This window comes from Pseudomonas sp. zfem005 (assembly GCF_032621735.1).
Taxonomy (GTDB): Bacteria; Pseudomonadota; Gammaproteobacteria; order Pseudomonadales; family Pseudomonadaceae; genus Metapseudomonas; species Metapseudomonas solani.
On record NZ_JAVYJE010000012.1, the window covers coordinates 19,487 to 44,599 of the forward strand.

At 67.6% G+C, this 25,113-nt stretch carries 29 protein-coding genes; 16 read left to right on the plus strand and 13 right to left on the minus strand.

Translation table 11 applies throughout. The annotated features are described in order from the left end of the window. Nucleotides 1-18: 18 nt before the first annotated feature. The gene (gene gloA / locus RTW82_RS24950; RefSeq protein ID WP_316926778.1) at nucleotides 19-411 is read left to right on the plus strand and encodes a lactoylglutathione lyase; all 393 of its coding nucleotides are present in this window, start codon (nucleotides 19-21) and stop codon (nucleotides 409-411) included. A gap of 188 nt (nucleotides 412-599) precedes the next feature. Here the strand turns inward: gloA and RTW82_RS24955 are convergent, their stop codons facing one another. The 9 genes from RTW82_RS24955 to metG form a co-directional block, all read right to left on the minus strand. Further along, the gene (locus RTW82_RS24955) at nucleotides 600-779 is read right to left on the minus strand and encodes a PA3496 family putative envelope integrity protein (protein ID WP_021219177.1); all 180 of its coding nucleotides are present in this window, start codon (nucleotides 777-779) and stop codon (nucleotides 600-602) included. 107 nt (nucleotides 780-886) lie between these two features. Further along, nucleotides 887-1,525, minus strand: a complete 639-nt coding sequence (nth, locus tag RTW82_RS24960; protein WP_043242820.1) for an endonuclease III — start codon at nucleotides 1,523-1,525, stop codon at nucleotides 887-889. Between the two features lie 16 nt (nucleotides 1,526-1,541). Continuing rightward, nucleotides 1,542-2,087 carry an Rnf-Nqr domain containing protein gene (locus RTW82_RS24965; RefSeq protein ID WP_316926779.1) on the minus strand — a complete coding sequence of 182 codons (546 nt, stop codon included), beginning with the start codon at nucleotides 2,085-2,087 and terminating at the stop codon, nucleotides 1,542-1,544. Further along, nucleotides 2,084-2,686, minus strand: coding sequence for an RnfABCDGE type electron transport complex subunit G (locus tag RTW82_RS24970; RefSeq protein WP_316926780.1), 603 nt, complete (start codon nucleotides 2,684-2,686; stop codon nucleotides 2,084-2,086). The genes RTW82_RS24965 and RTW82_RS24970 overlap by 4 nt, the downstream gene beginning before the upstream one ends. After that, complete coding sequence (locus RTW82_RS24975) at nucleotides 2,683-3,684, minus strand: RnfABCDGE type electron transport complex subunit D (RefSeq protein ID WP_316926781.1); 1,002 nt, start codon at nucleotides 3,682-3,684, stop codon at nucleotides 2,683-2,685. The genes RTW82_RS24970 and RTW82_RS24975 overlap by 4 nt, the downstream gene beginning before the upstream one ends. Next, a complete protein-coding gene (gene rsxB, locus RTW82_RS24980) occupies nucleotides 3,681-5,066 on the minus strand; it encodes an electron transport complex subunit RsxB (RefSeq protein ID WP_316926782.1) in 1,386 nt (461 codons plus the stop codon). The genes RTW82_RS24975 and rsxB overlap by 4 nt, the downstream gene beginning before the upstream one ends. Next, the gene (locus tag RTW82_RS24985; protein WP_043242816.1) at nucleotides 5,063-5,614 is read right to left on the minus strand and encodes an Rnf-Nqr domain containing protein; all 552 of its coding nucleotides are present in this window, start codon (nucleotides 5,612-5,614) and stop codon (nucleotides 5,063-5,065) included. Before RTW82_RS24985 ends, rsxB begins: the two co-directional genes overlap by 4 nt. Before the next feature lie 101 nt (nucleotides 5,615-5,715). Beyond that, nucleotides 5,716-6,519, minus strand: a complete 804-nt coding sequence (locus RTW82_RS24990) for a DUF4349 domain-containing protein (RefSeq protein ID WP_410478850.1) — start codon at nucleotides 6,517-6,519, stop codon at nucleotides 5,716-5,718. A gap of 101 nt (nucleotides 6,520-6,620) precedes the next feature. Beyond that, a complete protein-coding gene (metG, locus tag RTW82_RS24995; protein WP_316926784.1) occupies nucleotides 6,621-8,657 on the minus strand; it encodes a methionine--tRNA ligase in 2,037 nt (678 codons plus the stop codon). Nucleotides 8,658-8,789: 132 nt separating this feature from the next. Between metG and apbC the strand changes: the two genes are divergently transcribed. Further along, on the plus strand, nucleotides 8,790-9,881 hold the full coding sequence (gene apbC / locus RTW82_RS25000; protein WP_316926785.1) for an iron-sulfur cluster carrier protein ApbC: 1,092 nt from the start codon (nucleotides 8,790-8,792) through the stop codon (nucleotides 9,879-9,881). Nucleotides 9,882-9,901: 20 nt separating this feature from the next. On the opposite strand, the gene RTW82_RS25005 is transcribed toward apbC, so the two are convergent. Continuing rightward, the gene (locus RTW82_RS25005; protein ID WP_316926786.1) at nucleotides 9,902-10,651 is read right to left on the minus strand and encodes a hypothetical protein; all 750 of its coding nucleotides are present in this window, start codon (nucleotides 10,649-10,651) and stop codon (nucleotides 9,902-9,904) included. Between the two features lie 174 nt (nucleotides 10,652-10,825). Between RTW82_RS25005 and dcd the strand changes: the two genes are divergently transcribed. The 3 genes from dcd (at nucleotide 10,826) to RTW82_RS25020 (ending at nucleotide 12,345) form a co-directional block, all read left to right on the plus strand. Continuing rightward, the gene (gene dcd / locus RTW82_RS25010) at nucleotides 10,826-11,392 is read left to right on the plus strand and encodes a dCTP deaminase (RefSeq protein ID WP_016491514.1); all 567 of its coding nucleotides are present in this window, start codon (nucleotides 10,826-10,828) and stop codon (nucleotides 11,390-11,392) included. A 76-nt stretch (nucleotides 11,393-11,468) separates the two neighbouring features. Next, nucleotides 11,469-12,017: a hypothetical protein gene (locus RTW82_RS25015; protein ID WP_316926787.1), complete on the plus strand. Its 549-nt coding sequence runs from the start codon at nucleotides 11,469-11,471 to the stop codon at nucleotides 12,015-12,017. Nucleotides 12,018-12,141: 124 nt separating this feature from the next. Next, complete coding sequence (locus tag RTW82_RS25020; protein ID WP_213630748.1) at nucleotides 12,142-12,345, plus strand: hypothetical protein; 204 nt, start codon at nucleotides 12,142-12,144, stop codon at nucleotides 12,343-12,345. A 4-nt stretch (nucleotides 12,346-12,349) separates the two neighbouring features. Here the strand turns inward: RTW82_RS25020 and nadE are convergent, their stop codons facing one another. The 3 genes from nadE to RTW82_RS25035 are packed head-to-tail and all read right to left on the minus strand — an operon-like array spanning nucleotide 12,350 to nucleotide 15,090. After that, entirely contained in the window at nucleotides 12,350-13,177 is an 828-nt protein-coding gene (gene nadE, locus RTW82_RS25025) for an ammonia-dependent NAD(+) synthetase (protein ID WP_316926788.1), read from the minus strand. 15 nt (nucleotides 13,178-13,192) lie between these two features. Next, entirely contained in the window at nucleotides 13,193-14,398 is a 1,206-nt protein-coding gene (gene pncB / locus RTW82_RS25030) for a nicotinate phosphoribosyltransferase (RefSeq protein WP_043242809.1), read from the minus strand. Nucleotides 14,399-14,400: 2 nt separating this feature from the next. Beyond that, complete coding sequence (locus tag RTW82_RS25035) at nucleotides 14,401-15,090, minus strand: nicotinamidase (protein ID WP_410478847.1); 690 nt, start codon at nucleotides 15,088-15,090, stop codon at nucleotides 14,401-14,403. Between the two features lie 47 nt (nucleotides 15,091-15,137). Here RTW82_RS25035 and RTW82_RS25040 point away from each other — a divergent pair, with 47 nt between their 5' ends. The 11 genes from RTW82_RS25040 (at nucleotide 15,138) to RTW82_RS25090 (ending at nucleotide 25,109) form a co-directional block, all read left to right on the plus strand. Further along, a complete protein-coding gene (locus RTW82_RS25040) occupies nucleotides 15,138-15,743 on the plus strand; it encodes an adenylyltransferase/cytidyltransferase family protein (RefSeq protein WP_316926790.1) in 606 nt (201 codons plus the stop codon). Continuing rightward, nucleotides 15,740-16,420 (plus strand): NUDIX hydrolase, encoded by a 681-nt coding sequence (locus RTW82_RS25045; protein ID WP_316926791.1) that lies wholly within the window; start codon nucleotides 15,740-15,742, stop codon nucleotides 16,418-16,420. Before RTW82_RS25040 ends, RTW82_RS25045 begins: the two co-directional genes overlap by 4 nt. Before the next feature lie 551 nt (nucleotides 16,421-16,971). Then, nucleotides 16,972-17,823 (plus strand): ABC transporter ATP-binding protein, encoded by an 852-nt coding sequence (locus tag RTW82_RS25050; protein ID WP_316926792.1) that lies wholly within the window; start codon nucleotides 16,972-16,974, stop codon nucleotides 17,821-17,823. A gap of 31 nt (nucleotides 17,824-17,854) precedes the next feature. Continuing rightward, complete coding sequence (locus RTW82_RS25055) at nucleotides 17,855-18,850, plus strand: ABC transporter substrate-binding protein (protein ID WP_316926793.1); 996 nt, start codon at nucleotides 17,855-17,857, stop codon at nucleotides 18,848-18,850. Between the two features lie 9 nt (nucleotides 18,851-18,859). Then, nucleotides 18,860-19,636, plus strand: coding sequence for an ABC transporter permease (locus RTW82_RS25060; protein WP_316926794.1), 777 nt, complete (start codon nucleotides 18,860-18,862; stop codon nucleotides 19,634-19,636). A gap of 5 nt (nucleotides 19,637-19,641) precedes the next feature. Beyond that, nucleotides 19,642-20,403, plus strand: a complete 762-nt coding sequence (locus RTW82_RS25065) for an SDR family oxidoreductase (protein WP_316926795.1) — start codon at nucleotides 19,642-19,644, stop codon at nucleotides 20,401-20,403. A gap of 13 nt (nucleotides 20,404-20,416) precedes the next feature. Next, a complete protein-coding gene (locus tag RTW82_RS25070) occupies nucleotides 20,417-20,947 on the plus strand; it encodes a cupin domain-containing protein (protein WP_069565700.1) in 531 nt (176 codons plus the stop codon). A 7-nt stretch (nucleotides 20,948-20,954) separates the two neighbouring features. Further along, the gene (locus tag RTW82_RS25075) at nucleotides 20,955-21,830 is read left to right on the plus strand and encodes an alpha/beta hydrolase (RefSeq protein ID WP_316926796.1); all 876 of its coding nucleotides are present in this window, start codon (nucleotides 20,955-20,957) and stop codon (nucleotides 21,828-21,830) included. Next, the gene (locus RTW82_RS25080; protein WP_316926797.1) at nucleotides 21,817-22,650 is read left to right on the plus strand and encodes an IclR family transcriptional regulator; all 834 of its coding nucleotides are present in this window, start codon (nucleotides 21,817-21,819) and stop codon (nucleotides 22,648-22,650) included. Before RTW82_RS25075 ends, RTW82_RS25080 begins: the two co-directional genes overlap by 14 nt. After that, nucleotides 22,637-23,434 (plus strand): SDR family oxidoreductase, encoded by a 798-nt coding sequence (locus RTW82_RS25085; RefSeq protein WP_316926798.1) that lies wholly within the window; start codon nucleotides 22,637-22,639, stop codon nucleotides 23,432-23,434. The genes RTW82_RS25080 and RTW82_RS25085 overlap by 14 nt, the downstream gene beginning before the upstream one ends. Next, entirely contained in the window at nucleotides 23,427-25,109 is a 1,683-nt protein-coding gene (locus RTW82_RS25090; RefSeq protein WP_316926799.1) for a thiamine pyrophosphate-binding protein, read from the plus strand. The genes RTW82_RS25085 and RTW82_RS25090 overlap by 8 nt, the downstream gene beginning before the upstream one ends. Nucleotides 25,110-25,113 lie beyond the last annotated feature (4 nt).

Here is a 25,113-nt window from a genome sequence, read left to right on the forward strand (position 1 = left end):
CAATGAGGAGAAACCGAGATGCGACTGCTGCATACCATGCTGCGCGTCGGCGACATGGACACATCCATCGCCTTCTACACCGAAGTCCTGGGCATGACCCTGCTGCGTCGCAAGGACTACCCGGACGGCCAGTTCACCCTGGCGTTCGTCGGCTACGGCAACGAAGCCGAGAACAGCGTCATCGAGCTGACCTACAACTGGGGTGTGGACACGTACGAGTTGGGCACCGGCTACGGCCACATCGCCCTGGAAGTGGCCGATGTCTATAAGGCCTGCGAAGACATCCGCGCCCGTGGCGGCAAGATCACCCGCGAGCCGGGCCCGATGAAGCACGGCACCAGCATCCTCGCCTTCGTCGAAGACCCGGACGGCTACAAGATCGAACTGCTCTCGCCCTCGCGCAACGACTGAGCGCCAGGCGCCTGAAGAAGCCCCGCCAATGTGGGGCTTTTTTTCGTCTGTAGGTTGGGCTGAGGCACGAAGCCCAACGCAGCGATGTTCAGCCCGGCACCGTTGGGCCTCGCAGGCTCGACGCCAACCTAGGTGAAACCCGGCCAACAAAAAGCCCCGCATCGGCGGGGCTTTCGGGTGGCTTCACATCAGAGGTCGAAATCGTAATCGGACAACTGCTTCTGCAGGCGGCGCTCTTCCAGGTAGTTGTCGATGATGCGGCGCTTGGTCAGGTTGGTCTTGGCAACCTCGACCGGAGCCTCGCCATCATCAGCGTCCTCGACGACGAAGTCTTCCTCGGTCTCGATCTCTTCTTTGGCTGTGCTCATACGGTCACTCCACGATGCGGGGCGCTATTGGCGCACCTTATAGCGACAAAGCAGGGGCCGGTAAAAAAGATTTTTTCAATCGAAGCATCGAGCTGTTCAATGAAGCCTCAATCGTCCGAGGTTTTCGCCTTGTATTCGCACAGGTCCTCGATCCGGCAGGCGCCACAGCGCGGCTTGCGGGCCACGCAGACATAACGTCCATGCAGGATCAGCCAATGGTGCGCGTCGAGCAGGTAATCCCTTGGTACGAATTTGAGCAGCTTCTTCTCCACCTCCAGCACGTTCTTGCCGGGGGCGATGCCGGTGCGGTTACTGACGCGGAAGATGTGCGTGTCCACCGCCATGGCCAGCTGGCGGAAGGCGGTGTTGAGTACCACGTTGGCGGTCTTGCGGCCGACGCCGGGCAGGGCCTCCAGCGCCTCGCGCTCGTCCGGCACCTGGCTGCCGTGCTTCTCCACGAGAATGCGGCAGGTCTCGATGACGTTCTTCGCCTTGCTGTTGTACAGGCCGATGGTCTTGATGTACTCCGACAGCCCCTCCACGCCCAGGGCATAAATGGCCTCCGGCGTGTTGGCCACCGGGAACAGCTTGGCCGTGGCCTTGTTCACCCCGACGTCGGTGGCCTGGGCGGAGAGGATCACCGCGATCAGCAACTCGAAGGGCGAGGAATAGGCCAGTTCGGTCTTGGGCTCGGGGTTGTCCTCATGCAGGCGGCGGAAGATTTCCAGGCGTTTGGCGGCATTCATGGTCGACGGCTTCTGATTAGGGTTTGAGGCGCGCGAGCGCCAGGAGCAGGCCCAGGAGGATAAGGCCTCCCGGCGCCGAGGCGAAGAGCGGCAGGCCGTCGGCAGCCGCCTGCCAGTGCAGGGCGCCAAGGCCCAGCCATTCGCCGTGGGCCAGCAGGCTGGCGTGGCCGAGCAGTTCCCGCAGCGCACCCAGCAACAGGGCGCACGCGGCGAACAGCAGCCCCTGGCGCAGGCCGGCGCTGGGGCCGGCGGGCTCGCTCGCCACCAGCAGCAGGCAGGGCAGCGCCAGCAGGGCGAGGAAGGGGCCCAGGGCTCGATGCAGCTCGAAGGCGAAGGCCTGCATCAGCAACTGGGCAAGGCCCACCAGCACGCCGGCCAGCAGCAGAGCGCCGAACCACAGGGCATGGCCCGAGAGTGCACGGCGCAGCGCAGGCAGCAGCAGGCCGAACAGGGTCAGCAGCGGCAGGGCAGCCAGGGCGATGCCCAGCGCCTTGACCAGTAGATCGCTGGCGCCCAACAGGGGCGCCAGGCCAAGCAGGGGCAGGGCGATGGCGGGCTTCATGGCGCAGCCCCCAGCAGCTGCTCGTGGTGGGCATCGAAGTAGCGCAAACCCTGCTGGGTCGCGGCGACCACGGCGCGGGACGTGATGGTGGCGCCGGCGATCTGGTCGAACGCGCCGCCATCGGCCTTCACTCGCCACTCCCCCGGGCGGCTATCCAGTGAGACGCCTTCCAGGCTTGCCAGCCAGGGGCTGCGGGCGGGCTCGATACGGTCACCGATGCCGGCGGTCTCGCGGTGTTCCAGCACCTTGCTGCGCAACAGGCGGCCGTCCGGGGCGATGGCCAGCAGCAGGCGGATCGGGCCTTCGTAGCCGGCGGCCGTGACCGGCAGCAGCAACGCCACCACCTTGCCTTCATGGCGCGCCAGCCAGGCGGCGGTGGGCGCGGGGCGGCCCAGGGTCTCGGCGTCCGGCAGGGCGATCGGTTCGCGCAGGGGGTGGTTGTCGTAGCTGCCGGGCGGCAACAGGTCGAGCAGCGCGCGTTCGTCGGCATCCACGGCGGCCGCGGTGATCTGCGGGCCGAGCCCCTGGTACGAGGCGACCAGCAGCGCCAGGCCGCCAAGGCCCAGCGCCAGCAACACCGCCAGCGAGCGGCCGTTCATGGGCGTACCCCGCGTGCGGCGACCCGTTCCAGCGTGGGCACCAGCAGGTTCATCGCCAGCACCGCGAAGGCCAGGCCGTCCGGGTAGCCGCCCCAGGTGCGGATCCCATAGACCAGCAGGCCGACGCCCACGCCGAACAGCAGGCGCGCGCGGTCGCTGGCAGGGCCGGAAACCGGCTCGGTGACGATGAAGAAGGCGCCCAGCATGGTGGCGCCGGAGAACAGGTGGAGCAGGGGCGAGCCGTTGGAGTCCGAGCCGCTGCCGTTCCAGCACAGCAGCGCGGCGACGAAGAGCGCGGCGAGCATGCCCACCGGTGCGTGCCAGCGGATCACCTTCTGTTGCAGCAGGATCAAGCCGCCGGCGAGGAAGGCCAGGTTGACCCACTCGGCACCGTGCCCGCCGACGCCACCGAAGGCGCCGTGGCCGGCGAACAGCTCGTCGATGGTCAGGCGGTCGTTGTGGCGCAGGGTGTCCAGCACCGTGGCCTGGCTCCAGCCATCCACCAGGCCGCTGCCGAAGCCGAACACCTGTTGCAAGGCGCCCCAGGGGCCGTGGACCTGGCCGGCGGCGGGCCAGTGGGTGAAGTGGGCGGGGAAGGCCAGCAGGGCCAGGGCGAAGCCGAGCATCGCCGGGTTGAAGGGGTTGTGGCCGAAGCCACCGAACAGCGATTTTCCCAGCAGGATGGTGCAGGCACTCGCACACAGGGCCAGCCACCAGGGCGCATAGGGTGGCAGCGCCAGAGCCAGCAACACGGCGGTTACCAAGGCGCCGCCCTCGGCCAGGGGCGCCAGGCCGAACAGGGCCTCGGTAGGGGCGATGCGCTGGCTGCGCAGGCGCCGCACCAGGGCCTCGCCGGCCAGTGCGGTGGGAATGGCGATGGCCAGTTGCACCAGGGTGCCGCAGCCGTACTGCCAGAGCAGTGCAAGCAGGCCCGGCAGGCAGGCCAGCAGCACCAGGCGCATGCCTGGGCGCGGGTCGAAGCCGGGCTGCGTTGTCATGCTCCCGGGTGCCCGTCGAGCTGCGCCTGGGCCCGCGCCAGGCGTTCCCGGGCGCGGGCCAGGGCCTGGTCGTCGACGGGTTGGCGCCGCTCCAGCTTGCTCACCTCGGCGCGGGCCATGGCCAGCTCGGTCTTCAGCGCGCGCAGGGCCGGGTCGATGGGGTTCTTGTCGATGCGTTGCAGGTCCGGCGGGGTCTTGCCACTGGCGTCCTCGGCGGCGTGCAGCGCCTGCTCGGCGTCGGCGAGGGCCTGTCGCAGGGGTGCCAGTTCCGCTTCGGCGGCGCCACGGGCCTCGGCGCTGCGCAGTTCGGTACGGCGGCTGAGCAGGGCGATCTTCGCCTGCTTCAGTGCGGCCATGCCCGGTGTGGGGGCGGCGGCCGGCTGGGCGCCTTGCAGGCGATCCAGCTCGGCTTCGGCCTGGGCCACGCTGGCGCGCAGTGCGTCCAGCTGGCTGCGCTGCTCGGCGTCCGGCTCATCGCCAAAGGCCTTCTCCGCCTTGGCCAGCTGGGTGCGGCCCATGGCGGCGGCGATCTTGGCCTTCTTGTAGGCGGCTTGGTCCAGGGCGGTCGGCGTGCTTTCGTTGGCCGCTTCCAGTGCGGCCTGGGCCTTGGCGTTGGCGACGCGCAGCGCTTCCACTTCGGCCGCGATATCGGAGGTGCCGTAGACCTCCAGCTGCTTCTCGGCCTTGGCCAGGGCGACCCTGGCCAGCGCGGCCTCGATCTTCAGGCGTTTCTGCCGTTCGGTCTGGATGCCGGCCGCGGCCTTCTGCGCCTTGACCCGTTCGATGGCGGCCTGCACCGGGTCACTGGGCGTGGGCGTCGCCACCGGTTGCCGCGCCTGCGCCTGTGCCGCCCTGGCAGCGCGGGCTTCGCGCTCGGCCAGGCGTCGGGCTTCGTCGCGGGCGAGGCGGCGGTTGCGTTGTTCGTAGCGATGACGGAATTGGTCGGCGCGCTGGCGTTGCTCGGCGGCCGCCGGTTCCGCCAGGGGCAGGATGTCGATGCAGTCCACCGGGCAGGGCGCCACGCACAGCTCGCAGCCGGTGCATTCGTCGGCGATCACCGTGTGCATCTGCTTGGCGGCGCCGACGATGGCGTCCACCGGGCAGGCCTGGATGCACTTGGTGCAGCCGATGCACTCGGCCTCGCGGATGAACGCCAGCTGTGGCGGCACCTGGCCGCCGGGGGCCTCCAGGGGCAGTGTCGGCACCTGCAGCAGGTCGGCCAGGGCGATGATGGTGGCGTTGCCGCCGGGCGGGCACTTGTTGATCGCCTCGCCCCGGGCCATGCCCTCGGCGTAGGGCCGGCAGCCGGGGTGGCCGCACTTGCCGCATTGGGTTTGGGGCAGCAGGGCGTCGATGCGCTGGATCAGCGCCGCCTGGCTCATGAGGCCACCATGCCGTTGAAGCCGAGCAGGGCGACGCCCATCAGCCCGGCGCAGATCAGCATCACCGGCAGGCCGCGGAAGGGCGCGGGCACGTCGGCCGCCTCCACCCGTTGCAGCAGGTCGTCGAACAGGCGCAGGGCGATCCAGAAGCCGATGCCACCGCCGATGCCCAGGCCGAGGGCGCTGGCGAAATCACCGGCAGCGGCCAGCAGCATGGCGCCGAGTGCCGCGCCGTTGCCCAGCAGCAGGGGCAGCAGGCCGTCACGGGGCAGGTGCGGCGCGAGGCGGGCGAGCAGGGCCAGGCTCGCCCAGGCCAGCGGCAGCAGGGCGGGGAGCAGCAGGGCGATGCCGAGGTAGCCCAGGCCGAGGGGCGCCAGCAGCCGGTCCAGGGCCCAGGCCAGCGGCGTGGCGAGCACCAGCAGCAGGCCGCCGGCCAGCGCCAGGCTGCGGCTGCGGGACTGGCGCAGGGCGTCGGTGCCCAGGGGCAGGACGAGAATCAGGTTGTTGACCAGCGCTGCGCCGAGCAGGGCGAGGATGAAGTCGGTCATGGTCAGGGGCGTCGGGTCTATCGAAAAGGCCGCGCATTATCCGGGATGCTGCCGGAGCGGTACAGGGCCGCACGGTCGCGGCCCTTGTCAGCAAGGCTAGCTCAGCCTTGGGCGACGGCCTTGTTGCGGCGCGTGGCCTTGCGCCACAGCCAGCGCACCAGCAGCGCCAGGGGGAACATGATGATCACGAAGGGAATGCCGTAGCCGAGCATCTCCAGGGCCTGGGCGGTGCCTTCGGTGGCGTTGTCCAGCAGGCCGGAGGCGGTGTCGCCGATGCGCGACAGGCGGCTCGGGCGTTGCTGGTCGGTGGTGAAGTCCAGGGTCAGCAGGTTGGTGGCGATGCGGCGCTGCTGCTGGGCGGCTTCCTGGCTGGTGGCGGCCAGCTGCACTTCCAGCTCGGCCATTTCGCGGGCCAGGGCCAGCAGGTCGGCGACGGCCAGGTCCTTGCGCCCCTGGAACTCCTCGAGAGTTTTGTACTGGCGCTCCAGGCGCTCGCGGGTGCGGGCGTTGTCGCCCACGGCCTGGGCCAGGTCTTCGGCGCGGGTGTTGCGGCTTGCCAGTTCACCCCCTTCGGCGGCCAGGGCAACCATTTTCTCCACGCCTTCGGGCACGATGCGCAGCACCAGCTGGCCGGCACGGTAGTCGCCCTGGCTCTGCTCGATGGCCAGCAGGTCGCAGGTGCCGAAGCGGCCGTCACCACAGGCTTCGCGGGCGGCGGCCAGGCGCGGGGCAACGTTTTCGGCGGCGAGGTGGATGGTGACCTGGTGCTCGTAGGCGAGGAAGGCGCCAGGCTTGGAGGCTTCGCCCCGGAAGGCGGCTGCACCGCCGCTCCCTTCACCTTCTGATTGGGAGCAGCCGGCCAGGGCGGTGAGGGCCAGCAGCAGGGGCAGGGTCCAGTGCTTGATCATGTGCGTTCCTTGCGTGGTGTCGCGTGGTTTATCGGTTCCTGAAACGACGAAGCGCCTGGCCGGTGAGCGGGCAGGCGCTTCGTGATGGCCGGCGCGTATTACTTCACGCGCTGGCCGGGCTTGGCGCCGCTGTCGGGGCTGAGCAGGTAGATCTCCTCGCCACCGGGGCCGGCGGCCAGGACCATGCCTTCGGAGACGCCGAACTTCATCTTGCGCGCGGCCAGGTTGGCCACGTACAGGGTGAGGCGGCCTTCCAGCTTGCTCGGGTCCGGGTAGGCGCTCTTGATGCCGGAGAACACGTTGCGTTTCTCGTCGCCGATATCCAGGGACAGGCGCAGCAGCTTGTCGGCGCCTTCGACGAACTCGGCCTTCTCGATCAGCGCGATGCGCAGGTCGACGGCGGCGAAGGCATCGAAGCCGATCTCGGCGGCCAGCGGGTCCTTGGTCAGCTCGCCGTTGCCGGCAGGGGCCGGTGCAGCGGCGGCCAGGTCTTCCTTGGAGGCAGCGACCATGGCGTCGATCTTCGCCGGCTCGATGCGGGTCATCAGCGGGGTGAAGGCGTTCAGCTGGTGGTCGGCCAGCAGCGTCTCGTGGTCGGCCCAGGTCAGCGGGGCGACGTTGAGGAACTGCTCGGCAGCGGCGGAGAGGTTCGGCAGCACCGGCTTGAGGAAGATCACCAGCTGGCGGAACAGGTTGACGCCCGCAGCACACACGGCCTGCACCTCGTCCTGCTTGCCTTCCTGCTTGGCCAGGGCCCAGGGCGCCTTGTCGGCGATCCAGGCGTTGGCGCGGTCGGCCAGGGCCATGATTTCGCGCATGGCGCGGGCGAAGTCACGGTTCTCGAAGGCGTCGGCGATGCTCGGCGCAGCGGCCTTGAACTCGGCGAACAGCTCCGGCGCGGCGTTGGCGGCCACCAGGCGGCCGGCGTTGCCCTTGTGGATGAAACCGGCGCAACGGCTGGCGATGTTGACCACCTTGCCCACCAGGTCGGAGTTCACCTTCTGCACGAAGTCCTCGAGGTTCAGGTCGAGGTCGTCCACGCCGCGGCCCAGCTTGGCCGCGTAGTAGTAGCGCAGGTATTCCGGGCTCAGGTGGTCGAGGTAGGTGCGCGCCTTGATGAAGGTGCCGCGGGACTTGGACATCTTCTGCCCGTTCACCGTCAGGTAGCCGTGCACGTTGAGCGCGGTCGGCTTGCGGTAGCCGGCGCCTTCGAGCATGGCGGGCCAGAACAGGGCGTGGAAGTTGACGATGTCCTTGCCGATGAAGTGGTACAGCTCGGCGCTGGAGTCCTTGGCCCAGAAGGCGTCGAAGTCCAGCTCCGGGCGGCGCGCGCAGAGGTTCTGGAAACTGGCCATGTAGCCGATGGGCGCGTCCAGCCAGACGTAGAAGTACTTGCCCGGAGCATCGGGGATCTCGAAGCCGAAGTAGGGCGCATCACGGCTGATGTCCCACTCCTGCAGGCCGGCGTCCAGCCATTCGGCGATCTTGTTGGCCACCGACTCCTGCAGGGCACCGCTGCGGGTCCACTGCTTCAGCATGGCGTCGAAGTTCGGCAGCTTGAAGAAGTAGTGCAGCGATTCCTTGAGCACCGGAGTGGCGCCGGAAATGGCCGACTTGGGGTTCTTCAGTTCGGTGGGCGCGTAGGTGGCGCCGCAGACTTCGCAGTTGTCGCCGTACTGGTCGTCGGCCGCGCATTTCGGGCAGGTGCCCTTGATGAAGCGATCGGCCAGGAACATTTGCTTGTCCGGGTCGAAATACTGGGTCACCGGGCGCGTGGCGATATGGCCGGCGTCGCGCAGCCGGGTGTAGATGCTGCTGGACAGCGCGCGGTTCTCGTCCGAGTGGGTCGAGTGGTAGTTGTCGAACTCCACCAGGAAGTCGGCGAAATCGGTGGTGTGCTCGGCGCGCACGTTGTCGATCAACTGCTCGGAGGTGATGCCCTCCTTCTCGGCGCGCAGCATGATGGCCGAGCCGTGGGCGTCGTCGGCGCAAACGTAGATGGCCTGGTTGCCGCGCATCTTCTGGAAGCGCACCCAGATATCGGTCTGGATGTACTCGACCATATGCCCGAGGTGGATGGAACCGTTGGCATAGGGGAGGGCGCTGGTAACGAGGATCTTGCGGGCTTCGGTCATGGTGATCGGCTGCACTGGGAACACGGGGAAAGTCGGTAACTATATAGGCGTGGCGGGGCATTTTCATCTGTTGCATGGGCTTTGGGTTAAGATGCCCGCCTGTTTCGCTCGGTCTTTTTCCCGGAGTCTTCCATGCCTGTCAGCCGCGCCGTGGTGGAAGCCACGCTTCGTCAGTTCACCGATCCCCACCTTGGCCAGGACCCGGTCAGCGCCGGCTGCCTGCGCGAGGTCGACATCCAGGGTGGCAAGGTCCACGTACGCCTGGAGCTGGGCTATGCCGCCGGGCTGTTCAAGAGCGGCTGGGCGCAGATGCTGCAGATGGCCCTGGAGAACCAGGACGGCATCGACTCGGCCAAGGTCGAGGTCGATTGCGTGATCGAACCGCACAAGGCCCAGGCCCAGGTGCCGGCCCTGGCCAACGTCAAGAACGTGATCGCCGTCGCCTCCGGCAAGGGCGGTGTGGGCAAGTCCACCACCGCCGCCAACCTGGCCCTGGCGCTGGCCCGCGAAGGTGCCCGCGTGGGCATCCTCGACGCCGATATCTACGGCCCCAGCCAGGGCATCATGTTCGGCATCGCCGAGGGCACCCGCCCCGAGGTGCGTGACCAGAAGTTCTTCGTGCCGATCAAGTCCCACGGCGTGGAAGTCATGTCCATGGCCTTCCTCACCGATGACAACACCCCGGTGGTGTGGCGCGGCCCGATGGTCTCCGGTGCGTTGATCCAACTGATCACCCAGACCGCCTGGGACGACCTCGACTACCTGGTGGTGGACATGCCCCCGGGCACCGGCGACATCCAGCTGACCCTGGCGCAGAAGGTGCCGGTGGCCGGCAGCGTGATCGTCACCACCCCCCAGGACCTGGCCCTGCTGGATGCCAAAAAGGGCGTGGAGATGTTCCGCAAGGTCAACATCCCGGTGCTGGGCGTGGTGGAGAACATGGCGGTGCACATCTGCTCCAACTGCGGCCATGCCGAGCACCTGTTCGGCGAAGGCGGCGGCGAGAAGCTGGCGACCCAGTACGGCGTCGAGCTGCTGGCCTCCCTGCCGCTGTCCATGGCCATCCGCATGCAGTCCGATGGCGGCAAGCCGACCACCGTCGCCGACCCGGAAAGCCAGATCGCCATGATCTACCAGGAGATGGCCCGCAGCGTCGGCGCGCGCATCGCCCTGTCCGGCATGGGCGCCGGCGCCATGCCGACCATCACCATCAGCGACGACTGATGTCGCACAGCGGTGGGGGCTCAGTCGCCCCCGCCGCCACAGCCTCCGCCGCATCCGCCTCCGCTGTCCCCGCCGCCGTCCGAACCACCACCATCGCTCGATGAGTCGCCGCCGTGATGGCTGCCGCTCGTGCCGCTGCCATCGCCGAAGTCGCTGGAGCCGTAGCCCGAGTCGGCGCCGACGAAATCACCGCCGCAGTAGATGACGCCACTGCCCGCGTCGCCGCTGTCGTTGCGGCGTACGCCCTGGCAGTCGGCCACATAGAGGAAGCCGCCGAGGATGCCCAGGCGGCTGTCCAGGTCGAACAGCAGCGGTACGCGGCCGGGCTTGCGCGGGTCGATGCGTTCCTGCTCGCAGGCGTACCACCAGCAGCGGCGCAGGCCGGCGTCGGCCTGGCGGGCATTGCCCGAAAGGGTGCGTGCCGGGCGGTGGTGCAGGAAGCGGCCAAAGGCCTTCTGGCAGAAGCGCTTGTATTCGCGGGTGTCGAGGATGAAGGCGTGCCACAGGTCGTCCACCACCTGGGAGGGCATGGAGACGTAGCCGTAGCCGCTCTTCAGGTAGCAGAGGAAGTACTGGCGCAGGCCGGCGCTCACCAGCATGCAGTCTTCCAGGCTCAGTTGCGGGTGGCGCTTGCGCAGTTCATCGAACAGCCAGGGGGCCGGGCGGAACTCGCGGATGAAGCGTTCCCGGCCGATTGCGCGGCGGCGTTTGAAGAACGAGAAGGAAAAGACGGCGAAGAACAGGCCGGGAATGATCAGCCAGGGGGTCATGGTGGGTCCTTTCTCCACAAGGGCGGGCCAACAGTGGCGCAGTCGGCGTCGCCGCCACAAGCCCCGCTGGGCGGCGCTGGGCGCCAGGCCACGCTACCGGTCGCTGCCCTTTGCCCGAAAGGCCCGCGCCCGGTAAGATTCGCGATCATTTTTCACCTTCACAGGACCCCCGCCATGAGCATCAAATCGGACAAGTGGATTCGCCGCATGGCCCAGGAACACGGCATGATCGAGCCCTTCGTCGAGCGCCAGGTGCGCGGCGCGGACGACAGCCGGGTGATTTCCTACGGGGTGTCCAGCTACGGCTACGACGTGCGTTGCGCCGCCGAATTCAAGGTCTTCACCAATATCCACTCCGCCGTGGTCGACCCGAAGAACTTCGACGAGAAGAGCTTCGTCGACATCAACAGCGACGTTTGCATCATTCCGCCGAACTCCTTCGCCCTGGCCCGCACGGTCGAGTACTTCCGCATTCCCCGTGACGTGCTGACCATCTGCCTGGGCAAGAGCACCTATGCGCGCTGCGGCATCATCGTCAACGTCACCCCGCTGGAACCCGAGTGGGAAGGCCACGTGACCCTGGAGTTCTCCAACACCACCAACCTGCCGGCGAAGATCTACGCCCACGAAGGCGTGGCGCAGATGCTCTTCCTGCAATCGGACGAAGCCTGCGAAGTCTCCTACCGCGACCGCGGTGGCAAGTACCAGGGCCAGACCGGCGTGACCCTGCCCAAGGCCTGATCCACCTGCGTTGCGACCAAAGCCGGGCCCATGCCCGGCTTTTTCATGGCTCTGTCCAGTCAAAGGAACCTGACGAATGAACCTGCTCAAATCCCTCCTGTTCACCTTCGGCCTGGGCGTTTGCTCGTTGTTGCAGGCTGCGGAGCTCTCCGTGCTCAGCGGTACCGGGGCATTCGGCCTGCCGGCCAGCGCCACCCGCGCGCAGTTCGTCGAGCGCCTGGGCAAGCCCACGGCCGAGCTGCCCATGTACGGCAAGCGGCGCGGGCTGCTGTATGGCAATTCGATGATGCTGGTGTTCCTCGGTGACCGCCTGCGCGAAGTGCGCTGCTGGGAGCTGGGCGGCTACAACGACAGCCTGTTCCTCGGCTGGATGCAGGGCGTGGGCGAACGCGGCGCGAATTGGCGTTTCAGCCTGGATGGCCAGGTGCGCCTGGGCCAGCGTCGCGAGCAGACCGCCCCGTGGCTGCAAGGGCTGGAAGGCACCGGCGACGAGCGCTCGGACCTGGTGGTCAAGAACGGCAGCGAGGTCTGGCTGGGCTATGGCTTTGAACCGGAGTACCGCCAGGGCGACGAGGAGCAGCCGGTGCTGGTCTCCATCACCGTGCATTTCAACGACCCGCGTTGAGAGCGCTTCGGGAAGAGCCCCGGGCTGAAGCCCGGGCTACGGGGCAGGGACGGAAATAGGCGGAATTCTTCGGCAATCGCGGGGCTCTACTGCTTGAAGCCACTGTGAACGCCGGAGGATTGCCATGCGCTCCCAGATCATCATCGAAGCCCTGACGCCCAGTGCCAGCGCACTGGTGGACGCCATTCTCGCCCGCAGCGACCCGTCGCTGGTGCTGCAACAGGTGCCGGGGCCGGACAGCCCCGAGGAGCCGGGCGAACCCACCCAGCCCCACGAACCGGGCGAACCGACCCTTCCGGACCAGCCGCCGCCCGCTCCGGTGGTGTAGCGCCTCAGGGCACCAGCGGCAGGTCGCGCTTGTGCTGGGTGGCGTCGTAGGTGCGCACGATGATGTCGTAGGCCTCCTGGCGCACGGTCTCGCCGTGCAGGAAGGCGTCGATCTCGGCGTAGCTGACGCCATGGGCCTCTTCGTCCGGCTTGCCGGGGCGCAGCTCTTCGAGGTCGGCGGTCGGCACTTTCTGCACCAGGTTGTCCGGCGCACCCAGGTAGCGGGCGATGGCGCGCACCTGGTTCTTCACCAGGCCTGAGAGCGGTGCCAGGTCGCAGGCGCCGTCGCCGAACTTGGTGAAGAAGCCCATCACCGCCTCGGCGGCGTGGTCGGTGCCGATCACCAGGCCGTCGTTGGCGTTGGCGATGGCGAACTGCGCGACCATGCGGATACGCGCCTTGATGTTGCCGACCACGAAATCACGGCGGGCGTCGCTCAGCGCCTGCAGGTGGGTGACCTGCTCACCGAGGCCGATCACGCTGTTGGCGATGTTCACCGTGTCCTCGACATCGGCGCGGATGAATTTCAGCGACTCCTGGGCATCGTGCTCGTCGTGCTGGGTGTTGTGCGGCAGGCGCACGGCGATGAAGCGGTAGTCCGGGTCGCCTGTCTCGGCGCGCAGCTCTTCCACCGTCACCTGGGCCAGGCGGCCGGCGGTCAGCGAATCCACGCCACCGCTGATGCCCAGCACCAGCACCTTGAGCCGCGCGTTGCGCAGGCAGGTCTTGATGAAGGCCTTGCGCCGCTCGATCTCCGCCTGCAGGGCGGCTTCATCGGCGAAGGGGGGTACCACATCCAGGGCGGCGGCTATCTCTTTCTGGCGATTGCTCATGGCGGTTCCTTGGCGCTAGCGCGCGTCTGATACGCGGAATACGTGTTTCAGGTAGGTGACGAAGTTCTCGTCGCGGCACTGGGTCTTGCCCGGGGTGTCGGAGATCTTCGCCACCGGCTGGCCGTTGCAGGCGGTCATCTTGATGACGATGTTCATGGGCTCGACGCCGGGGATGTCGCAGGTCAGGTTGGTACCGATACCGAAGCTGACATGGATACGACCGTGCAGGGCGCGATACAGCTTCAGCGCCTTGGCCAGGTCGAGGCCGTCGGAGAATACGAGGGTCTTGGTCTGCGGGTCTATACCGAGCTTTTCATAGTGGCGGATGCACTTCTCGGCCCATTCCAGCGGGTCGCCGGAGTCGTGGCGCAGGCCGTCGAAGAGCTTGGCGAAGTACAGGTCGAAGTCCTTGAGGAAGGCATCGGTGGTGATGCAGTCGGTCAGGGCGATCCCCAGCAGGCCGCGGTACTCGCGGACCCAGCAGTCCAGCGCGGCGATCTGGCTGTCGATCAGGCGCGGGCCCAGTTGCTGGTGGGACATCAGCCACTCGTGGGCCATGGTGCCGATGGGCTTGATGTCGAACTCGCGGGCCAGGTGCACGTTGCTGGTGCCGACGAAGCGCCCGGGGAAGTCGCGCTTGAGGATGTGCACCATCTCTTCCTGCACCCGGTAGGAGAAGCGCCGGCGGGTGCCGAAGTCGGCGATCTGGAAGCCTTCCAGCTCGCTGGCGCTGGCTTCGCCCTTGAGCCAGTCGAGCTTCTGGTAGAGGCGCTCGCTGGCCTGTTCGAGAATCACCTCGCGGTAGCGGTAGCGGTTGCGCACCTCGCTGACGATGGCCAGCAGCGGGATCTCGAAGAGGATCACGTGCAACCAGGGGCCGCGCAGGCGGATGCACAGCTGGTCGTCCTCGATGCCGGCCTGGACGTAGCGCATGTTGAAGCGGAACAGGCTGAGGAAGCGGGTGAAGTCCGGCTTGATGAAGGGGATGCGCTCCAGGAAGGCCAACTGGTCGGCGGTGATGGAGATCTCCGACAGACGCTCGATCTGGTAGCGGATCTCCGCCAGGTAGGGGCGCAGGTCCTCGGCGTTGCGGCAGCGGAATTCCCACTCCACCTCGGCGTTGGGGTAGTTGTGCAGCACCGCCTGCATCATGGTCAGCTTGTAGAAATCGGTGTCCAGCAGGTTCTGCACGATGCGGTCGGAAAACACGCTCTCGGCCATGATCAGATCTCCTTCTCGATGCTGTTCAGCAAGGCGTCCAGTTCGGCCTCGCTTGCGCACAGCGCGATGCCCAGTTCGTTCATCTGCAGCCGCGCGGCTTCGGCCGTGGCTTCGGCGATTGCCCGGCACGCCGGGAGGTAGACGATAACCGCAAAGCCGGCGCGGCGCAGTTGCAGCGCGGTGGTCTTCACGCAGTAGTCCAGGGCCAGGCCGCCCATCAGTACATGGCTGACGGCGTTCTGCCGGAGGAATTCGATCACCCCGGTGCTGCGGCGTTCCGCCAGGTCGTGGTAGCAGGCGCCGTAGGGGTGCAGGTCGGGCTCCACGCCTTTCCACACGAAGTAGTCGTAGTCCAGCGGCTGGGGCAGCTCGTCCAGCAGCTCGAAGCCGGGGGTGCCCGGTACGCAGTGGCTGACCCAGGTGATGTCGGCGTTGGCCAGGGGCAGCGGTGCGAGCATCTCCGCGTGGCTGGGCACGACCCAGGCGGCTTGCGGGCTGTGGGCATCCTTGCTGCCGATGCGCAGTTCGGCGCGGCGGGCCAGCAGGTTGAGGTGCGCCGCGATCTCGTCGCCACCCGGTACCGGGAGTTCGGCGGGGCAGAGGGGGGTGAAGCCTTTTTGGGCGTCGACATCGAAGCTGGCGATTTTCATGGCTGCGTTCCTCGTTCGGTTGCGGCTGGCTACATATTCCATCTCGTGTAATATGTCGTCAAGCACTCTTTGATCGCAGGAGGACAGCGATGAGAAACAGTCGGCAGGATTTTCCCGATCCCAGCCTGCGGGCCTACCCGGCGGGCAGCGCGTCCCCGGCCCCGGTGCGCTTCCGCCTGGCGGTGTATGGCGGCGCCTTCGACCCGCCCCATCCGGGCCATGAAAGCGTGGTGCATCGCGTGCTGGAGTGCGCCGAGCAGGTGCTGCTGGTGCCCAGCCACCGCCACGCCCATGGCAAGCGCATGGTGGATTTCGCCCTGCGCTGCGCCTGGCTGGAGCGCCTGGCGGCGCGCATCGACCCGGCGCGGGTGCGTTGCGACGCCATCGAGGCGCGGCTGGCCCCGGGCGCGACGGCGGTGTACAGCTACGACCTGTTGCAGGCATTGGCGGGTGAGTACGGTGTAGCGCCGGAGGACATCGCCCTGGTCATAGGCGAGGACAACCTGCCCCAGGTGGCGGGCTTCCATCGTGGCGCGGAACTGCGCGAGCGCTTCGGCCTGCTGGTGGCGGACGAGACGCTGCTGCTGCACAGTTCGGCCATTCGCCTGCACCTGCGCGAGGGCCTGGCGCTGCCGCCGGCCTGGTGCCTGCCGGAAGTGCAGGGGGAACTGGATATCTATAGGGAGCTGCAATGAGTTCTGCACAGGTACTGGCCAGCGTCGACATCGTCGCGCTGCGCCTGAACGAGGCCCAGGGGCTGGAGCTGCTGCTGATCCGCCGGGCCCAGGGGCCCTTCGAGGGGGAGTGGGCGTTGCCGGGCGTGCTGGTCAACGGCCGCTGCGACGACCCCGACCTGGACGCCGCCGCCACCCGTGCCCTGGCCGAGAAGGCGCGGGTGCGCCCGCAGCACCTGGAGCAGGTGGCCACCGTGGGCAACGCCCGGCGTGACCCCCGCGGCTGGTCGCTGTCGACCTTCTACCTCGCCCTGCTGGAGCCGGAAACGCAGCTGAGTGACACCGACCTGCGCTTCCTGCCACTGGAGGCAGCCAGCGGGCTGCCCTTCGACCACGACCAGTTGGTGCAGCAGGCCCGCGAGCGCCTGGCCGGCAAGTCGGTCTACACCTCGCTGCCGCTGCACCTGCTGCCCCGGCGCTTCACCGTCACCGAAGCCCTGGGCGCCTTCCAGGCGTGCCTCGGCCAGGCGGTGCAGCACACCACCCTGCGCGGGCGCCTGGAGAAGATGAAGGGGCAGGGCTGGGTGCTGGATACCGGGGAGCAGAACCACCCGAAGATGGGCCGCCCGCAGAAGGTGCTGGAGCACTGCCCGGCGGAAGGCGGCGTGTTCACCTTCGACCGCAGCGTGTTGTCCTGAGGCCGGCCTCGCCCGGCTCCCGGAGGACGCTCGGCTGTCTCTCCGGGGGCTGCGGCGTCTTTTCCCTTTCCCTTTCCCTTTCCCTTTCCCTCTTCCTCGAGGCCTCATCGCCATCCCGGCATTCAAGACCCCTGTGCCGATTCGATCTGCGACCTCTTTATATAAGGGGAAAGTTAGGAACTGTCGTAACGGCACGAGCAACTATCCGCAGTTGAATTATCAGTGATATGCGCCCCAGTTTTATATATGAAACTTACTCAATGGGTAGAGTGGCAACGCTTGTTACCGAACGAAGCAGTAGCAGTCGAACGTGCTCTATTGGGTTTTTATATTTGTAGGAATTTTCATTTTGCAATTTAAATTGGTTCCTACTTGTTAATCAGAAATGTTTCTGATGGTTTTATTTGATTTTTTATAATTAATTGATTTTTAAGGGTTAATAAGCGAAACGTTCACGGATTTTATTGCGATTATTTAGTGGCACGGCTTCTGCAGAGTCTCATAGGAGAAACGATGTTTCTTATATGAAACGGATGTGAGGCCAGAATTACATGAGAGCCACCGCGTTGAATGTCCGCGGCGTTGAATATTTGCAAGCAACGCCCAAAACCGCAGAGGTCCGTGCCGAGATCGAATTCCGAGGTGTTACCAAGCACTTTCCGGGCAAGGGCAAAGCGGACCCCACTGTCGCCGTGAGTGGCCTGGATCTCAGTCTCAAGCGTGGCGAGGTCGTATCCATCATCGGGCCGTCCGGCTGCGGCAAGAGCACCCTGCTGAACATGGGCTCCGGCCTGTACATGCCCACCGAGGGCGAAGTGTTCGTCGGTGGCGAGCGGGTGACGGGCCCGGTACGGCGTGTCTCCTTCATGTTGCAGAAGGACCTGCTGATGCCCTGGCGCAGCATCCGTCGCAACATCGAGCTGGGGCTGGAGATCGAGGGGCGCCCGGCCCGTGAGCGCCGCGCTGCTGCCGAACAGATGCTGCAGAAGTGCCATCTGGGCGGGTTCGGTGACCACTACCCGTTCCAGCTGTCAGGGGGCATGCGCCAGCGGGCCGCCCTGGCCCGCACCCTGGTCACCGACCCCCAGGTGCTGTTCCTCGACGAGCCTTTTTCCGCCCTGGACGCCCAGACCAAGATGATCCTCCAGCAGGACCTGGCGCAGATGCTCCACGAGCAGCGCAAGACGGCCCTGCTCATCACCCATGACCTCGTTGAAGCCATTGCGCTGTCCGACCGCATCCTGGTCATGAGCGCCCGCCCGGGCGCCATCATCGAGGAGATCGAGGTGAGCCTGCCCCTGCGGGAAAACCCCCTCGAACGCCGCAAGCTCCCGGAGATCGGCCCCCTGGTCGGGCGCCTGATGACGCTGTTGAAGGTCGGCGAGAGCGCCGAGTTGCACTGAGCCCGTTCCATCTCTTCGAGTGGAGTTGCAGATGTTCAGGAAACTGACCCGTGCCATGTTCTTCTACGCCGCCCTCGGCGCCAGCCTCCTCGTGCAGGCCGCGCCCAGGGAGATCACCTACCTGCTGCCGGCGCCGCCGAACTTACCGGCCTTCGCGCCATGGATCATCGCCCAGCACAAGGGCTACTACCTCCAGCAGGGCCTCAAGGTCACCTTCGTCGCCGGCAAGGGCGGTGTGGATGTGGCCAAGCAGATCGGTGCCGGTAATGCCCTGATCGGCGGCGCCATTGGTGATACCCCGATCATCGTCCGCGCCAATGGCGTGCCGGTAAAGGCGGTCGCGATGCTGGGGGCCCGTGGGGTGACCCTCATCGCCACCAACGCCCAGGCGGGCATCGATAGCGTCAAGGACCTGAAGGGCCGGACCCTGACCGTGATGTCCTACTCCGACACCACCTACTACGCGTTGCTGGCTTCCATGCGCAAAGCGGGCCTGGCCAAGTCCGATGTCGAGATCCAGGCGGCCGGCCCGTCCGGTGTCTGGCAGCTGTTCTCCTCCGGCCGGTCCCAGGCCATGGCCGGCGTACCGGATTGGGTGGTGAATGCCGAGGAGGCCGGCCTCGCGGTCAAGCTGATGCCGGCCGGCGAAGTCTTCGAGAGCATGGCCCAGGCCATCCTCGCCTCCGACGATGCCATCGAGAAGGAGCCGGACGTGGTCGCCGGAGTGGTCAAGGCCACCCTCATGGGCATGCGCGACATCATCGAGGACCCCAGGCGGGCCGCCGCCACCTTCGTCGAGGCGGTGCCCAGCTACAGGGGCAGAGAGGCCAGCCTGGAGAAGGTCCTGCGCCTCTATATCGAGCATGTCTACGCCAACCAGAAGCCCCTCGGGCGCATCGACCCCCAGCGTATGGACAGCGTGCGCACCTTCTACGTCGGCGAAGGCATCGTCGGCCGTGCAACCCCGTTGGACGCGCTCTACACCAACCGCTTCGTCGAGCCCGACGACCCGGCCACCCAGCCCTGAGGTGCCCCGATGAACAGCCTGAACAAACCCATGCTCGGCAGCGTCGTGCTGCTGGCCCTGTTCCTCGCCGCCTGGCAATGGGGCCCCGGCCTGCTCGGCATGCCCGAGTTCGTCCTGCCCCCGTTGAGCCGGGTGATGGAGGAGGGCGTGGCCATGTGGCGCTACGCCGGCCTCCTCGAACACACCGCCGTCACCACCCTGGAGATCATCGTCGGCTTCGGCCTGGGTGCCTTGCTGGGGGTGGCGATCGGTGTCTCCCTGGGCCTGTCGCCCACCACCGAGGCGATGCTCTCGCCCTATATCCTGGCGTTGCAGATCGCACCGAAGGTGGCCTTCGCCCCGCTGTTCGTGATGTGGCTCGGCTACACCGTGTACCCGAAGATCCTCATCGCCGTGCTGATCGTGTTCTTCCCGGTGATGATCAACGTGCTCTCGGCCATCCGCACCGTCGATCCGGACATGATCAACCTGGTCCGCTCCATGAGCGCCAGCCGCTGGCAGATCTTCCGTCTCGTGGAATTCCCCTCGGCCATGGCTCCGCTGTTCTCCGGCCTGCGCATCGCCTCCACCCTGGCGGTCATCGGCGTCACCGTCGGGGAGCTGGTGGGGGGCAACAAGGGCCTCGGTTTCCTGCTGGTGGATTCCGAGGGCCAGGGCAACACCGCCGGGGTCTTCGTCGCCATCGTCATGCTCACCCTGATCGGCGTGCTGGCCTATGGCGCGGTGGTCTGGGCCGAGAAGCGGGTGTTGCACTACCTGCCCAAAGCCAACCTGAGCACGGTGTGAGCGCCATGAGCCTGAACACCCTGCTGCAAGAACGTCGCGTACTGATCACCGGCGGTGCCCGCGGCCTCGGCCTGGCGTTTGCCGAAGCGACGGCCCGCGCCGGCGCCCGGGTGGTGATCGCCGACATCCTCGACGACCGCGTCCGGCAGGCCGCCCATGCGCTGGCCAGCCAGGGCCTGGCCGTGAGCGGCCTGCCCCTGGACCTGGCCGACCCGGCGTGCATCGACCGCTGCGTCGCTGCTGCCGTCGAGCACCTCGGCGGCCTCGACGGGCTGGTCAACAACGCGTCCGTCACCGACTCGGGCGGCAAGGGCTGCGAAGAACTGTCCATCGAGACCTTCGACCGCGTGCTGCAGGTGAACGTGCGCGGCACCTGGCTGATGACCCGCGCCTGCCTGCCGGCCCTGCGCCGGAGCGGTTGCGGCGCGGTGGTCAACCTGGCCTCCGACACGCCGCTCTGGGGCGCGCCCAACCTGCTGGCCTACACCGCCAGCAAGGGCGCGGTGATCGCCATGACCCGCAGCCTGGCCCGCGAGCTGGGTGGCGATGGCATCACCGTCAACGCCATCGCTCCCGGGCTGGTGGAGGTGGAAGCCACCCAGTACGTGCCCGCCGCACGGCACCAGTTGTACCGCGAGCGCCGCGCCATCCAGCGGGGCCAACTGCCCGAGGACGTCTGCGGCGCGGTGCTGTTCGCCCTGTCCGATCTTTCCCGCTTCATCACTGGACAAACCCTGCCGGTCAACGGCGGGTTCGTCATGCCCTGACCAGGAGGACTCCATGACCGATCTCAACCAGAATGCGCCCCGATCCTGGGACCGCCCCCAAGGCGCCAGCTTCGAGCAGTGGTGCAACTCCCGCATCGCGCGCTACGCCACCCGCCGCTACGACTGGGATGCGCTGAAGTTCCAGGCCGACTACGACCCCAAGTTCCGCCGGGCGCAGATGCGCTACATCGGTACGGGGGGCACCGGTGTGGCCAGCGATGCGAACACCATCCCCTCCGAGCACTTCACCTTCTCCACCATGGTGATCCCGGCTGGCCACGAGGGCCCGCCGCACCTGCACATCGACGTCGAGGAAGTCTTCTTCGTCCTGCGCGGCACGCTCAAGGTCGTGCTGGAGAAAGACGGCGAGCGCTTCGAGACCATCCTCACCGACCGCGACGTGATTTCCGTGCCGCCGGGCGTGTACCGCGAAGAGATCAACATCGGCGATGAAGACGCGCTGATGTGCGTGATGCTCGGCGCGAAGAAGCCCATCACCCCGACCTACCCGCCGGAGCACCCTCTGGCGAGCATCAAGCGCTGAGGTCGTGATGGACATGGCGCAGCCCCCCATCCCCACGACTCGCTTGCAACAGTGCTTCCCGGAGCGGCTGGTGACCGTCGCCGAAGGAGCCCGGGTGGCCATCCGCGAGTGCGGCCAGGGCCCGGTGGTGGTGCTCCTGCATGGCATCGGTTCCGGTGCGGCGTCCTGGCTGCATTGCGCCCAGCGCCTGGCCGGGGACTACCGCGTGATCGCCTGGGATGCCCCCGGCTATGGCCGGTCCACGGCGCTGCCCGAGGGGCAGCCCAGGGCGCAGCACTACGCCGCCCGGCTGGAGGCGCTGCTGCAGGCCCTGGGTGTCGATCGTTGCGTACTGGTGGGGCATTCCCTGGGGGCGCTGATGGCCACCGCCTATGCCAGCGGAAGCGGCGCCCGGCGTGTTGCCCGCCTGGTGCTGCTCAGCCCGGCACGCGGCTACGGCGCCGAGGCCCTGCGGGAGCCCGGGCAACGGGTGCGCCGGCAGCGTCTGGACAGCCTCGAACGGCTCGGCATCCATGGCCTGGCCCGCGAGCGTGCCGCCCGGCTGCTGGGCCTCAACCCCAGCGAGGACGCCCTGGCCTGGGTGCGCTGGAACATGGCCCGGCTGAACCCGGCCGGTTACCGCCAGGCGGTGGCGCTGCTCTGTGGCGACGACCTGCTGGGCAACGGTCTGCCGACGGCGCCCTGCGAGGTGCACGTCGGCGAGGAGGATGCCATCACCGCGCCGGAGGACTGCGGTGCCATCGCCCGGGCCCTGGGGGCGTCGTTCTCGCTGATTCCCGGAGCCGGCCACGCCAGCCCCATCGAACAACCCGAGGTGGTCGCCGGCCGCATCGCCCATGCGCAACGCCTCGTCCTTGAAGGAACCGCCCATGCAAAAGCCTGACGACCAGCCCGACAAATACATCGTGCCCGGCCTGGAGCGCGGCCTGTTGCTGTTGTGCGAGTTCAGCCGCAAGTACCGCACCCTGACCGCCCCCGAGCTGGCGCGCCGGTTGAAGCTGCCGCGTTCCACCCTCTTCCGGTTGCTGGCCACGCTGGAAGCCATGGGCTTCGTAAAACGCAACGGCCACGAGTACCGCCTCGGCATGGCGGTACTGCGCCTGGGTTTCGAGTACCTGGCCTCGCTGGAGCTCACCGAGCTGGGCCAGCCGCTGCTCAACCAGCTCTGCGAAGAGGTCCGCTACCCGTGCAACCTGGTGGTCCGCGACGGTCGTTCCATTGTCTACGTGGCCAAGGTTTCGCCCTCCACCCCGCTCTCCAGCACGGTCAGTGTCGGCACCCGCCTGCCGGCCCACGCCACGGTGCTCGGCCGCATCCTGCTGCAGGACCTGCCCTTCACCGAGTTGCGCGAGTTGTACCCGGAAGAGCGGCTGGAGCGTTTCTCGCCGAACACCCCGGCAACCGTGCTGGAGCTGTTCGACCTGGTGCAGGCCGACCGCCTGCGTGGCTTCGTCCAAGGCGAGGGTTTCTTCGAGGCGACCATCTCTACCGTGGCTGCACCGGTGCGTGACCACAGCGGCCGGGTGGTGGCCGCCGTTGGCGCGACCATCCCCTCGGGGCGCATCGAGCCTGACCTTCTCGATGGCCTGGTGAGCAGCGTGCGCCATCACGCAGACGAACTCTCCCGCCTGCTCGACTACACCCCGGACGGCCGCGACAAGGTGGCTTCCCACCATTGGAGCAAGCAGCATGAGCCGGTTTGACCTTTCCAGCGCCGTGGCGGTCGTCACCGGCGGCTCGTCCGGTATCGGCCTGGCCACCGTCGAGTTGCTGCTGGAAGCCGGCGCCGCCGTGGCCTTTTGTGGCCGTAACCGTGAGCGCCTGCAGAACGCCGAAAGCGACCTGCGCCAGCGCTTCCCCGAGGCGCGGTTGTTCGTGTGGCCCTGCGATGTGCTCGACGCCACCCAGGTGGCTGTCTTCGCCGAGGCCAGCCAGCGAGCGCTGGGCGCTGCCAGCATCCTTGTGAACAACGCCGGTCAGGGCCGCGTCTCCACCTTCGCCGACACCACCGACGCCGCCTGGACCGAAGAACTGCACCTCAAGTTCTTCTCCATCATCCACCCGGTGCGCGCCTTCCTGCCCCAGCTCCTGGGGCAGCCGGATGCCGCCATCGTCTGCGTCAACTCGCTGCTGGCCAGCCAGCCGGAACCGCACATGGTGGCCACCAGTGCCGCCCGTGCCGGGGTGAAGAACCTGGTGCGTTCCCTGGCCTTCGAGTTCGCCCCCCAGGGCATCCGGGTCAACGGCATCCTCATCGGCCTGGTGGAGTCCGGCCAGTGGCGCCGCCGCTTCGAAGCCCGTGAGGACCGCGACCAGGACTGGGCCCGCTGGAGCGGCGAGCTGGCGCAACGCAAGCAGATTCCCCTCGGGCGCCTGGGCCAGCCGGTCGAGGCGGCCCGCGCCATCGTTTTCCTCGCATCGCCCCTGTCGGCCTACACGACGGGCAGTCACATCGATGTTTCCGGAGGTTTGTCCCGTCATGCGTAACGAAACCCAAGTCACCGTCGGTGCGGCCATCGCCGCGTTCCTTGAACAGTGCGAGGTCAAGGCCGCCTTCGGGGTGATCTCCATCCACAACATGCCGATCCTCGATGCCTTCGCCCAGCGCGGGAACATCCGCTTCGTTATGGCCCGGGGCGAGGCGGGTGCCGCCAACATGGCCGACGCCTATGCCCGCACCACCGGCGGGCTGGGCGTGTGCCTGACCAGCACCGGCACGGCCGCCGGCAACGCCGCCGGTGCCCTGGTGGAGGCGCTGACCGCGGGCACGCCGCTGCTGCACCTCACCGGGCAGATCGAAACCCCCTACCTGGACCATGGCCTGGCCTACATCCACGAGGCGCCGGATCAACTGACCATGCTCAAGGCCATCTCCAAGGCAGCCTTCCGCGTGCGCAGCGTCGACACCGCCCTCAGCACCCTCAAGCAGGCCGTGCAAACCGCCCTGGCCGCGCCCGCTGGCCCGGTGAGCGTAGAAATCCCCATCGACATTCAGTCGGCATTGATCGACATGCCGGCGGGCCTCTCGCCGCTGTCGGTGCCGGTGGTCGAGCCAACCGAGCAGGCGCTGGACGAGCTGGCCAAGCGCTTTGCCAGGGCCAGGCGCCCGATGCTCTGGCTCGGGGGCGGCGCCCGCCATGCCGGTGCGCAGGTCAGGCGCCTGCTGGACCTGGGCGTGGGCGTGGTCACCAGCACCCAGGGGCGCGGCATCGTCGCAGAGGATGACGAGCGATCCCTCGGTGCCTTCAACCTGAACCCACCCGTTGAGCAGTTCTACCAAGGCTGCGATGCCATGTTGGTGGTCGGTTCGCGCCTGCGTGGCAACGAAACCCTCAAGTACGAACTCGGGCTGCCCCGCCCGCTCTACCGCGCCGACGCCGATGCCACGGCGGAAGGCCGCGGCTACCCCAGCGACTTCTTCGTCTGTGGCGACGCCGAGCCGGTCCTCAAGGGCCTGGCCGACCGACTGGACGGGCGCCTGACGGTGGACCCGAGCTTCGCCGCCGACCTGGCGGCCGCGCGCAACCAGGCCCGCGCCCAACTGGTGGACGGCCTCGGCCCCTATGCCGCCCTGGTGGAGCAACTGCAAGCGCTGGTGGGGCGCGATTTCAACTGGGTTCGCGACGTCACCGTGTCCAACAGCACCTGGGGCAACCGCCACCTGAAGATCTTCAGCCCGCGCGCTGGCGTCCATGCCCTCGGCGGTGGCATCGGCCAGGGCCTGGCCATGGGCATCGGCGCCGCCGTGGGCGCGGCGGCGACGGCACCGGGGCGCAAGACCTTCGTGCTGGCCGGCGACGGCGGTTTCATCCTCAACCTGGGTGAGCTGGCCACCGCCGTGCAGGAGCGTGCCGACATGGTCGTCGTGCTGATGAACGACCAGGGCTACGGGGTGATCCGCAATATCCAGGATGCCGCCTACGGTGGCCGTCGCTGCTACGTCGACCTGCACACGCCGGACTACGCCCAGCTGTCGGCTGCCCTCGGCCTGCGCCACGCCAGGGTCAGCGACCTGAAGGACTTCAGCCGCGTGCTGGGTGGCGCCCTGGCCGAGCCCGGCCCCTTCCTGCTCGAGGTGGACATGCTCGCGGTGGGGCGCTTCAAGACCCTCTTCGCCGGCCCGCCGGTCAACCAAACCAAGGCCATCAAGGCCGTCGTCTGAGGCA